This is a genomic window from Paraglaciecola sp. (assembly GCF_051252315.1).
Classification (GTDB): Bacteria; Pseudomonadota; Gammaproteobacteria; order Enterobacterales; family Alteromonadaceae; genus Paraglaciecola.
Genome location: NZ_JBPOFP010000003.1, coordinates 26,834 through 38,688 on the forward strand (window position 1 = coordinate 26,834; position 11,855 = coordinate 38,688).

The window sequence follows — 11,855 nt, forward strand, 5'->3', positions numbered from 1 at the left end:
GACCTTGTATCTATGACCAATAAACCTTCACACTCCTATATCAATATAATCTTTGTGGTTATATTGCTTTTGGGAGTGTTGATCAGCGGTTTTATATATTACACAGGAAACCAAATAGCTGATAATACAAAAGGTTTGATTACCCAAAAGTTACCTACCTACGATTTACTCCGAGAACTTAACAACAGCGTAATTGAACAAGAGCGATTCTTATACGAGTTTTATGCAACTGAAGATGAAAGTAAATTAGCGCTCGGATATTTACATACTAGGCAAAGCTCTCAAGATGAGTTAAGCGCGTTATTTGATATTTACGGCGAAATTTCGCCACTTATTGTCACTAGAAATAATTTACATACATTTAATCAAATTACAGATTTATTCATCGAAAATATTCGATCTGAAAATACGAAGTGGGATTTAGCTCGCGACCATTTAGCTCAATTGAGTGAGGTAAGGTCTGCAATTACGCCTAACATTAAACAGCTTATTGAGTTAACAAAAGAGAATGTAGAAAAATCTGAAAGTTATATCATTCGAGATTTAGGTACGGTTAACTTTTTTGTATTGTTTTACGCATTTGCTACCTTATTCATTGTATTTAGCGTAGTGAAAGCTTGGAAAGCTTATTTGATCAGTGCAGCTGATAACGACCGTTTGTCTTTATTTCCAAAACGAAACCCTAATCCTGTTATTAGTTTAGATGCAAAAAATAAAGTGACTTTTTGTAATCCCGCCAGCGACCGAGTTTTAGCTAAATTAGGTAAACCACTGGGGCAAGCCGAGTTTTTACTCGCGGCCAACCTTAATTCCTATCAACAGATCATTCTGGCAGATGAAAATATAGATTCATTGTCTTTTGAATACGCAATTAACGAATACTATTTTCAATGTGAAATACATTGGTTGGCGGACCAACAGCAATGGGATATTCACTTAAATGATATTACCGCTCGTAAAGAAGTGGAAAAAGAACTGGAATATCGTGCCAGTCATGATCCTGACACAGGTCTTAAAAAACGTTACGAACTAGAAAGGGCTGTGGGTGAGTTGAGTGCTAATCAACAACGTTTTTCATTAGGTTTAATTGAGATTCGCTCATACGGACAATTGGTTTCTAGTAGTGGTTTAACTGCCGCATCCCAAGTAGTCAAAGAGGTGGGAGTATCGATACAAAAGATTATTAGCCAAATTGGCGATGGTAGTTGTGAAGCGTACAGAACAGGTGAAAAAAGTTTTGCTTTAATCAGTACTTTCTATTTGGATAAATCCCAAATTGACCAATTAGTAGCAGAAATAGAACAAAAGGTTAGCTCTCAGGAATTTCACTATCAATACCAAGTAAAGTTGGACTTTGGTTTTACGTGTTTTCCAGAACACGGTGAAAACTATACTCAGTTACATATTAATTCCTTGGCCGCCCTTGATAAGTCTGCACGTAGTGATGATAAAAGTTATGTGGTATTTAACCCTGAGTTGGGAGCTAAAATAGCCCACCAACAAAAACTAGTGACTGATTTGAAATCGGCCCTTGTGGATGAAAAGTTTGAACTTTATTTTCAGCCTCAATTATCATTGATGACTGAAAAAATAATTGGTGCAGAAGTACTGATTCGATGGCAAAGGGATAACGAATGGGTTTCTCCAGGTGAATTTATTCCTTTAGCGGAGTCAGCTGGTTTAATTGTCGAACTTGGAGATTGGATTTTACGTTCCGCTTGCGAAAAAGCCTATCAACTTGTTAGCCAAGGGTTTGAAGACTTGGTTATTGCGGTAAACATTTCTCCCGTGCAGTTTGCTAGGGCAGATTTTCTAAGTAAGGTGACTCAAGTACTGGAAGAAACTAAGTTACCCGCACACAATCTAGAGTTAGAGATTACCGAAGGCGTGATAATTTATAACGAAGTTGAGACCTTAGAAATGCTCTCGTCACTCAAAAAACTGGGGGTCAAATTGGCGATTGATGATTTTGGCACAGGTTATTCGTCGTTAAGTTATTTAAAAAAGTTCAATATCGACAAACTTAAAATAGACCAGTCATTTGTAGGGCAGATTGTCACAGATGAAGCTGATCAATCAATTGTGCGTACTATTATTGAACTAGGCCGAAACTTAAATCTAACTTTGATTGCCGAAGGCGTAGAAGAGCTTGAACAACAGTCTTTACTAAAATCTTTGGGATGTGATGAAATTCAAGGTTATTACTTTAGCCGCCCCTTACCTGAGCAAGACTTTGTTAAGTTTATAAAAAACTACACTCATGCATAAAACACTAACGCATAATCCACCCACACATAAACCAATCTCGACTCAACAAGCTATGCAGTATAGCCGGCAAATATTGTTGCCGGGATTTGATTTGGATAAACAAGAAACGTTAATCAATAGCAGCGTGCTGTTAATTGGGGTAGGTGGTCTAGGTTGCGCAGCGGCGCAATATATAGTGGGAGCAGGGATTGGTTCAATGACGTTAGTCGATGATGATAAAGTCGAATTATCCAACCTGCATAGACAAGTCTTGCATGGTCATAAAGATATTGGTACTGCGAAAGTCCTTTCAGCAAAGCAGACTTTATTATTAATTAACCCTGACTGTAAAATCGACTGTATTGAAAAACGTTTAGATGAACAAGAGTTAGACGAATTAGTAGATTATCACGATATTATTATCGATTGTTCAGATAATTTGACCACAAGGAACAGGTTGAATCAGGTTTCAATAAATTCAAAAACACCGCTTATTTCTGGCGCTGCTATTCGCATGGAAGGTCAAATTTCGAGTTTTATTCCTAATACTAAAAATGCTTGTTATCAGTGTTTAAGTAACTTGTTTGTTGAACACAACCTGAGTTGTGTTGAAGCAGGGGTTATGTCTCCAATAGTGGGGATTATTGGTGCTATGCAAGCCTTAGAAACCATAAAAGTATTAACCGAGTTTGGCGAACCTTTAGTAAATAAACTGATGTTATTTGATGGCTCTAGTATGCAATGGCAAACATTTAAAGTGAAAAAGTCGTCTGAGTGTACTGCTTGTAACATTTAGTCAATTTATCGGTTATGGCCTATTCAGCCATAACCGATTCATCTTATTAGTATATTAATTGTATAATTTATAAAGCTCACTACCCGTTAATAAGAAAGCCCCTGTTGCATAAACTTGTGTATCTTCGGCAGATACGTTATCCGGCGCTTCACCTATTTGTTGTACCCAACCTAATTTACCGCTAGGTTGCACCGCTGATATTAGAGCGGCCCATGCTTTTTCAGCAACAGGTAGAAAAGTTTTCTTGTCTAAGATCCCTTGATTGATACCAGATGCAAAAGCAAAAGCCATTAAACCTGTACCACTGGTTTCTTTAAAAGGTTTGGTTTGAGGATCAAGTACCGAAGGGCGCCATAAACCATCTGCTTGTTGTGCCTTAGCTAAACGAGCCATCATCTTTTTAAAAATATCTTCGTATTGATGACGGTTTTGATGGGTTTTAGGTAGGTGTTCTAAAATTCTAGCTAAACCTGCTGCGACCCAACCGACACCTCTAGCCCATATGACTTTTTCACCATTAGGTTCACGTTTGTCAAAAAAGCGCGTATCTCTGAAAAACAAATGATCTTCATTATCCCACAACAGATTGACAGTTTCCCATAGTTCTTTGTTGGCAAAGTCTAGATAACGTTTATCGCCTGTTACTTTGCTTAAATGGATCCAAACTGGTGGCCCCATGAATAATGCATCAGCCCAACACCAACGATTTTTACAAGGACGTAAGTTAAATTTTCGGTGGCCAAATTCGTCGACAAACAATTTATTAGTGATAGGGGACTTCTGTGTCACATCTTCGTATGTGAGACTGGTTGTAGAGGGGCTTTGTAAAATGATAGAGAAAATAACTTTTAGAGGAGCCAGAATTTCGTCTTTTGGATACTTTTCGTATAAATCTAAATAGAGTTGACCTATAGCATAGTCGTCTGCATTGTAGATACGGGGGGCAAATAAATAATTACCGTTTTTTGCAATGTCTAACAACTGTTCGTAATATTGTTCATTACCTTGTTCACTGGACAGTTTAGCCATTCTGGCCATTCCCACATAAAAAGCCGCGTAAACCCAACCTTGAGGATGGCTACTTTCGTCAGTAGGAGCCATATGTGCGCCATCGTCATAACCTTTAAATAGATAGGTCTTTGAATCAAATTGGGCCATTTGCCAATCGGCGACTTTTTGCATGGCTTGATACACTGATTTTTTATTAGCTTGTGCACTCAAAACAACTTGGCTACTGGCAAAAGATAACTTAATACAACTGACGATTACTAAACTGCTTAAAACTATGGCTTTAGACAAATACATTTTGGATTCCATGATTAATATCTAACAAATTAATTATTTAGGTTACTAATTACACATAATACATTTCAATCAGATATCAGACAAGTGATTGGTTTAAGATTTAGAAATTGGAGGCTTACATAAGCGAAGAAGATATAATAAATGGTAAAAAAGGGGGAGTGTAGATAAGGATGTTAACAAACTCATACCTGAATATGAGTTTGATTTTATTTAATCGTTATAAAAATTATGTATCTGTAGAGAACGACTCTTCAATTTGGCTATGTCTTTTTATGCTGTTGCCTAAGTGTGCTTTAATCGAAGCTCTGGCTAAATCACTGTCTTGAGCTTTTATCGCTCTACATATTTGTCTATGCTCTTCTTGAATAACCGACAGTAATTTATCCCCACCAAATCCATTTTCATAGTTAGTGATCATTTCTCGTGCTGGGATGACACCTGAACCAATATAATCAATAAAACGTCTAAAATATGGGTTACCAGAAGCATCGGCTATGGCTTTATGAAAGGCAAAGTCTTCTGCAATAGAGTCTTCACCATCCGCAATCTTTTTCTCCATATCTAACATGCACTTAGTGATGTTTTCCATTTGTTCTTCAGAACGCTTGAGTGCGGCCATGGCACCCATTTCAACTTCAACCGACATACGTAATTCAAGAATTTGAATGGCGTTATGAATTGACTCAAATTCAGCTTTAGTGATTTGAAAAGATTTATCATTTTTCTTTGAAGTTACAAATACACCAACACCTTGTTTACTATCAACCAAACCTTCGGCTTTAAGTTGAGCAATGGCTTCCCTAACAACACTGCGGCTAACACCCGATTGTTGTTCGATGATTTTTGAAGAAGGGAGCTTGTCACCTATCTTAAGATTACCTTTGAGGATTTCTGCTCTAAGGGATTCAACTAATTCTGTTGTAAGACCACCCGATTTTTGTACTCGAGCTAAATTGAATGAAGTCATATTTAGTAGGCTGTTCCTATGCATTTATAGTGGCGAGCATATCAAATTGCACAGAAGAACACCATATTTGCTAGATCAAATAGCGCTTGCTCTGCATTTGCAATTGCTTGTAAGATATCATTTATTCATAACAGCTAAATTATTGCAAATTATAATTTTGTTAATTTAGCTTTGTTTAAAAATATGTAAATTGATAAGGCTTTAAGTATGGGTGTAATGAGTAAATCTGGTGTATTAATGTTGTTTGTTACCATGTTTTTGGCATGTAATCAGCTTCAGCATAATAATAATTTGCTAAACGTGGACTCCAGTGAAGTGATTAAACCCTGGCAACGTTATTTAAATAATCCGAATACAAAGCTAATTGATTATTCGGCAGTGGGTATAAATTATTCAGAATCCGCTGCCGTAGATAAAGATTTACCCGTTTTTTCTGTAGCAGATTATGGTGCAGTTGCTAACGACAACATTACTGACAAACAAAGTATTCAAAAGGCCATAAATGCTGCTGAATTGGCAGGTGGAGGTGTAGTAACTTTCCCTAAAGGACGTTTTCTAATTAACACTAAGTTAGATGGGAGCCCTCTAAATATTGGAAGTTCAAATATTGTTTTAAGAGGCAGTGGAAATAGCAAAAACGGCACACATTTATTTATGCAACGGGCACTTTCTCCTGCAGATCCTGCTAAGAAGTGGACAGTGCCTGCAATGATCCAGTTTAGGCCCAAAAACGTTTCCGCACCATCTACCAGCAAAGTTGGAAAATATAAACAAACCTCCTTAATCATCGCCGATGTAAAACAAGGTGCTCAGTATATTCGCGTTGAACATCCTGAGCGGTTCAACGCAGGAGATTTAATAACGTTACAAATGCAAAATACACAAGCGAATGATGATTTTTTGTTAGGTAAAAAGCCACGTTTTAATTGGCAATCGATTTTGCAAAAAGGGGTTCAGGTAAAAGAAACATTAGAGCTAGAGAAAGTGGTGGATGACCGACTGTATTTTAGGCAACCTTTGTTGACCCGCATAAAATCAAATTATGGGTGGAAAGTGCATTCCATCAATTATATTACGGGAGTAGGTATAGAAAATTTAAGGTTTACCGGAAATTTCAATCAGAACTTTGTGCATCACAAAAATGCTTATCATGACTCTGGATATACCGCTATTTCACTTATGTATACAACTCATTCATGGGTTCGTAATCTTGTTTTTGAAAACGTATCTGATGCAGCTAATATTTCTGGTGGAGTGGCTAATAACATTTTACTAAATGTAATCGAAGGTAATAGAGGACATGCTTCATTTGGTATCAAGTTTGGAACCAGAAATTTAATTGGACTTAATATAGATAAAACCAATCATGGCCAATGGCATGGCCCTGGGGCATCTCATTTATCAGTGGGAAATGTGATCTGGCGTTTTATTAGCCCTGAGTCACGGGGAATCGACTCTCATGGTGGAAATCCTCGTTTCACCTTATTCGATAAGGTAACGTCAAAGGGATTTGGTGGTTGGGGAGGAAGTTATAAGAATTTGCCAAATCATTTGGAAGGGTTAGTGTTTTGGAATTTTAAACAAACTGGTGACAAAGTCGGGGAGTGGCACAAAGATAAATTTAATTTTTGGGACATTCAAGCTCCTAAAGAGCAAAACTACACTTTCTATACTGCCGTAAACCCTATGTTAATTGGTTATGAAGGCAGTGCAACTGGGTATAATCCAAGGCAGGTTGAGCATGTTTCAAGTTTTGGGCAAAACGTGGCATTAGACTCCCTTTATGAGTCGCAATTAACCTCAAGGTTGGGTAATACACCCATTTGGATGCGCGAGGCACTGATTGAGTGGAAAACCTTACAAAAAAAGTACCTTCCTTAGCGACAATAGTTTGTTTAATGAAGACGTTTAACTATAGCTTTATTTTAGAAAATGGATCACTTTCAAAATAGGTTGAGGCTGCTGCAGTGGCCTTTTTAATATGTGTTTGCATGGCCATTTTAGCTTGTTCTGGATCACGTTTCTCTAGGGCTGAGACTATATCTTTATGGTCTTGAATACTGGGGTGAACGCCATCTTCTCGTAATCTAATCGCAAATGCCGAACTTAAATCTGATTGACTTCGTAACTGCCATAACCAATCGACTACGGTAGACATTGCACTGTTTTGGCTTGCTCTGGCAATAATATTGTGAAACTTCCAATCGGCCTTTTCAGAGGCATCGGGTCTCTTCTCTTCTTCTTCCATTTCAACAATTGTATCTTTTAACTGTTGAACTTGAGCATCTGTAATATGTTCGGCAGCTAGGGCACAGGCTTCGCTTTCTATGATTAGCCTAGTGTCCAAAATTTCAAATGGACCAATTCCTTTGTCTTCGATAGTAAGAAAAGGCTTTCGCTCTGTCACATAAATACCAGAGCCAGTTTTTATTTCAACTATCCCTGACAACTCGAGTGCAATCATAGCTTCGCGAATTGTTGGGCGGCTCACATCAAGTTTTTCAGCTAACTCTCGCTCAGATGGCAGTCGTTTACCTGGGGGTATCACTCCGTCATTAATCAATTTCGAAAGTTGTTCTGCTACTTTTACATATAGCCTGTCAGTTTTTATTGCTTGTAATTCCATACTTACCCTTAAATCTAGTTTAAAGATAACCAACTCATGCCCAAACGTTGCGATAGTGAACTTGTATTTATCGGTAGGGAAATCAATGGCTTCTTTAGTTATTTGTGATGGTAAAGTGGCATTACCAATAATTCAAGCGGTATTTGTGCTAAGTGGCCGTTGTTCCTTATTATTTTTTATCTCTGTATGCAAAATTGTATATTCAACAATATTAGTGTCGTATGTCACATGTCATTTGGTAAGGCCGCTTTACACATTTGTCTTTAATTTTGATTTTAGTGATGTTAAATTAATCGCTTAAAGATAGATTAAAATATTAATTTGTTGGTTACTGATGCTGCTTAAAGGTAGTCAGGTTGATTGTTGATTAAGTGGCAGTTAAATCTTAATCATGGTCAGTTACCAACGACTTATGATTTGACGATTTGGGTTGAATGAAAGAGGTTGTTTAGATGAAAATATATATGAGTGTTTTAGTCAGTTTATGTTTGCTGGCTTGTTCAGAGCAAAGTGCTCAAATTGACGCTACAAAAAACATTGATAAAGCAATTAGTGAACCTGTTATCAGCGAGATTGAGAAGGGTACGCTTGATGCACCTCTACAATTTGACACAGCTGATGCTAGGAATAACTTAACTTTCGTAAAAGATCAATATCTAAAAATGATTGCCTCAGTTGATGCTAACAAAAACCTTAAATTAGCTCAGAGTTGTGAAAAAGAGCAGGCAATTTGTTTTCCTAGAGCAATGGAACACAACGCCATATATATGGAAAGATTAACCAAATGGACGAATGGGTTTTATCCCGGGTTGTTATGGAAATTATTGGCGGTTAACCAAGATATAAGCGGATTTACACTATCTCAAAAAGAAAAGGTACTGAGTAAAGCCCAGTTTTACCAAGCTGCGTTAATATCTGAAACTAAGCGTGGTTCTACTCATGATTTAGGCTTTTTGCTGAATGATTCTTTTGGAGAAGCGTTAGAATATGCTGAATTATCAGAAGATTTACGCAGCGAATACCAAGAAGCTTTGGCTGTAGGACGAAATACTCTTGCGACACGTTATGACGAAAAAGTTGGATTAATTAAGTCTTGGGACTGGGAGGCGCAATATCTAGCCCACATCAAAAATGGTGAACAGACCAATAGGCTACTATTAAGTCTTGCAAAACCTTGGGCGTTTCCAGTGATCGTAGACAACATGATGAATTTAGAATACATGTTCGATAGTACTGACCAAGCTCATAGAGATCTCGCTTATTCTCATGCAAAACATACGCTGATTAATCATTATTTTTACGAAGCTGGCGATGCCGATAAACAATTTCCTATTGCGTATCATGTATTTGACTATGGTGAAATGAAACCTGGTAATTGGCAAGGGGCCGGTAATATATCTGCTTGGGCTCGAGGTCAAGGGTGGTCACTTTATGGTTATGTTACTGTGCTAGAGGCTTTGAAGGTAAAGGGGACTGACTTAGATATTCCTGATTTTGATTCTCATGTTAAACGTTTAGTCGCTTCAATCGAAAAATTATTGGGCGATGAGTTTGTTCCAGATTGGGATTACTACGCAGAACGTCCAGATGCTGCTGAAATAGCTGCTAATCAGCATGCTGATACTGCCCGCTACTCTCACCTACTTGGTTTATGTGACTTTCAAATTGAGAACGATATATTGCCCTATGTAGGTTATGCGCCTATCAAGGTAGATAAGTCTATCATTGCTGATGATACTCTTGCGTTTTTAGCTGATAAGAAATCAGTATATGGTGAAGACTATGTTCATGAAGATTTTGTGGCTCCATGTGGCACTCAAGCTTACGACATAACGGCTACTCATATTCCTAAGGATACGTCTGCTGCAGCACTGTATGCCGCTGCATTGTATCGTTTAGCTTTGCATACTGAGGACAAAGTACAAAAAGATAAAGCTGTGTTGTTAGCAGATAACATCATGGCAGAATTAACGAATAACTACCTGACGTCAAAGGCTAAAGGTCAAGATTACGACCTAGGTTTTGTATTAGCCGAGGCTACTGGTAATTTACCTAATGCAAGTGAAATTAATACATCGATTGTGTACGCAGATTTCTATTTTTTAGAGGCCAATATTCTTAAACTTGAAGTGGCTAAAACGCAATAAATACAATTGCTTGGGTGTGTTAGGTGTGCAGGCCTAACTCGCCCTATTAACGCTGTTAGGCCTGCACTTACACCTAACCCTGCAATATCCCTCTTTTGTGAAAATACTTGATTAATTATCTATTTTTGTTTAAATTGGAACGGTGGCCTTACCAATTTAGTGTTGGGTAACTCGACAGGTTTATTTGATTTAGATTTAAGCCTTAACGAATTGTAAACTGTATATTAGGAACAAACTGTGGCTGAAACATTAACCTTACACCCAGATCGCTTATTTAGCTCAGATCCCATCCAAAGGGACATCGCTCGACGCCTTTATAATAAGATCAAGGACCTGCCTATTGTGAGTCCTCATGGGCATACTGATCCAAGTTGGTTTGCTGAAAATGAAAATTTTTCAAATGCCACCGAATTATTGGTCCAACCCGATCATTACTTATTACGTATGTTGCATAGTTACGGTATACCTATGCAATCTTTGGGTTTTGTAAGTAAAACAACTGACGGCCAAGAGATACCTGTTGAAACGGACCCTAAACAAGTGTGGCGAACATTCGCTAAACATTACTACTTATTTTTAGGCACACCCACCCGTACTTGGTTAGATTACGTATTTGTAAACGTGTTTAATATTGAAGAAGCGTTAAGTGAAGATAATGCAGATAGTTACTATCAACAAATTACAGATGCCCTGCAGTTAGATTCTTTTAAACCACGTGCTTTATTTGAACGCTTCAATATAGAGGTGATTGCCACCACAGAAGGTGCACTTGATGATTTAAAACATCATAAAACAATAAAAGAAAGTGGTTGGACGGGAAAAGTTATTACGGCGTTTCGCCCAGACAATGTCACAGATCCCGAGTTTGAAGGGTTTGAAGATAATTTAGCTAGACTCGCTGAGATTACCCAAATCAATATTGACACTTTTGCTGGTTACTTAGCCAGTTTACAAAATCGTCGACATTACTTTAAAGAGATGGGCGCTACTTCTACTGATCATGGGCATGCTACAGCGCGTACGTTAGATTTGTCTGATGAAGATAAAGAAGCTTTGTATCAAACTATTCGCTCTACAGACTTCACTGCTGAAGAAGCTGACCGTTTCCGTGCACAGATGTTGACAGAAATGGCGACTATGAGTATTGAAGATGGGTTAGTGATGCAAATACACCCAGGGGTATACCGCAATCACAATCAATCTTTGTTTGAACAGTTTGGCCGAGACAAAGGCGCTGACGTACCTGTTGCCACTGAATATGTGCACAATTTACGTCCGTTGTTAAACAAATATGGTTCACATCCTAAATTTAAGGTTATTGTCTTTACATTAGATGAGACTAATTACACACGGGAATTAGCGCCACTTGCAGGGCATTATCCTGCGTTGAAATTAGGTCCGGCTTGGTGGTTCCATGACAGTCCAGAAGGAATGCGCCGTTACCGACAACAAGTCACTGAAACTGCCGGTTTTTATAATACAGTAGGCTTTAATGATGATACGCGAGCATTTTTGTCTATTCCAGCAAGACATGATGTGGCTAGGCGAATGGATTGTGCCTGTTTAGCTGAACTAGTTTCAGATCATAGATTAACCGAAGCCCAAGCAGAAAAGATTTCGTATGATTTAACTTATACCTTGGTTAAACAAGCCTATGATTTATAAAAATTGACTTGACTAAGATGAATGCAATCATCAATAAAAAGTAACTCTTATTGTGTATAAAAATGTGAGCCGGCTATCCATAGTCGGCTTTTTTTTACTTAA

At 37.9% G+C, this 11,855-nt stretch carries 8 protein-coding genes; 5 read left to right on the forward strand and 3 right to left on the reverse strand.

The features are described from left to right. Window positions 1–12 precede the first annotated feature (12 nt). A complete protein-coding gene (locus ACSHXM_RS00990; RefSeq protein WP_435686847.1) occupies window positions 13–2,268 on the forward strand; it encodes an EAL domain-containing protein in 2,256 nt (751 codons plus the stop codon). Next, window positions 2,261–3,043, forward strand: a complete 783-nt coding sequence (moeB, locus tag ACSHXM_RS00995; protein WP_435686848.1) for a molybdopterin-synthase adenylyltransferase MoeB — start codon at window positions 2,261–2,263, stop codon at window positions 3,041–3,043. The genes ACSHXM_RS00990 and moeB overlap by 8 nt, the downstream gene beginning before the upstream one ends. 54 nt (window positions 3,044–3,097) lie before the next feature. On the opposite strand, the gene ACSHXM_RS01000 is transcribed toward moeB, so the two are convergent. Beyond that, window positions 3,098–4,360 carry a glycoside hydrolase family 88/105 protein gene (locus tag ACSHXM_RS01000; RefSeq protein ID WP_435686849.1) on the reverse strand — a complete coding sequence of 421 codons (1,263 nt, stop codon included), beginning with the start codon at window positions 4,358–4,360 and terminating at the stop codon, window positions 3,098–3,100. A 214-nt stretch (window positions 4,361–4,574) separates the two neighbouring features. Further along, window positions 4,575–5,315: a FadR/GntR family transcriptional regulator gene (locus tag ACSHXM_RS01005; protein WP_435686850.1), complete on the reverse strand. Its 741-nt coding sequence runs from the start codon at window positions 5,313–5,315 to the stop codon at window positions 4,575–4,577. A 216-nt stretch (window positions 5,316–5,531) separates the two neighbouring features. Between ACSHXM_RS01005 and ACSHXM_RS01010 the strand changes: the two genes are divergently transcribed. Then, window positions 5,532–7,196 (forward strand): DUF4955 domain-containing protein, encoded by a 1,665-nt coding sequence (locus ACSHXM_RS01010; protein WP_435686851.1) that lies wholly within the window; start codon window positions 5,532–5,534, stop codon window positions 7,194–7,196. A gap of 31 nt (window positions 7,197–7,227) precedes the next feature. On the opposite strand, the gene ACSHXM_RS01015 is transcribed toward ACSHXM_RS01010, so the two are convergent. Further along, window positions 7,228–7,941 (reverse strand): FadR/GntR family transcriptional regulator, encoded by a 714-nt coding sequence (locus ACSHXM_RS01015; RefSeq protein WP_435686852.1) that lies wholly within the window; start codon window positions 7,939–7,941, stop codon window positions 7,228–7,230. 452 nt (window positions 7,942–8,393) lie between these two features. Between ACSHXM_RS01015 and ACSHXM_RS01020 the strand changes: the two genes are divergently transcribed. Together ACSHXM_RS01020 and uxaC are read left to right on the forward strand one after the other, a co-directional pair. Continuing rightward, window positions 8,394–10,088: a hypothetical protein gene (locus ACSHXM_RS01020; protein WP_435686853.1), complete on the forward strand. Its 1,695-nt coding sequence runs from the start codon at window positions 8,394–8,396 to the stop codon at window positions 10,086–10,088. A 237-nt stretch (window positions 10,089–10,325) separates the two neighbouring features. After that, window positions 10,326–11,753 carry a glucuronate isomerase gene (gene uxaC, locus ACSHXM_RS01025; protein WP_435686854.1) on the forward strand — a complete coding sequence of 476 codons (1,428 nt, stop codon included), beginning with the start codon at window positions 10,326–10,328 and terminating at the stop codon, window positions 11,751–11,753. Window positions 11,754–11,855: the final 102 nt, after the last annotated feature.

Excerpts from the sequence above, each read along its gene's own strand:
- ACSHXM_RS00990 (WP_435686847.1), top strand. The coding sequence starts at position 13 with ATGACCAATAAACCTTCACACTCCTATATCAATATAATCTTTGTGGTT.
- moeB (WP_435686848.1), top strand. The coding sequence starts at position 2,261 with ATGCATAAAACACTAACGCATAATCCACCCACACATAAACCAATCTCG.
- ACSHXM_RS01000 (WP_435686849.1), bottom strand. The coding sequence starts at position 4,360 with ATGGAATCCAAAATGTATTTGTCTAAAGCCATAGTTTTAAGCAGTTTA.
- ACSHXM_RS01005 (WP_435686850.1), bottom strand. The coding sequence starts at position 5,315 with ATGACTTCATTCAATTTAGCTCGAGTACAAAAATCGGGTGGTCTTACA.
- ACSHXM_RS01010 (WP_435686851.1), top strand. The coding sequence starts at position 5,532 with ATGAGTAAATCTGGTGTATTAATGTTGTTTGTTACCATGTTTTTGGCA.
- ACSHXM_RS01015 (WP_435686852.1), bottom strand. The coding sequence starts at position 7,941 with ATGGAATTACAAGCAATAAAAACTGACAGGCTATATGTAAAAGTAGCA.
- ACSHXM_RS01020 (WP_435686853.1), top strand. The coding sequence starts at position 8,394 with ATGAAAATATATATGAGTGTTTTAGTCAGTTTATGTTTGCTGGCTTGT.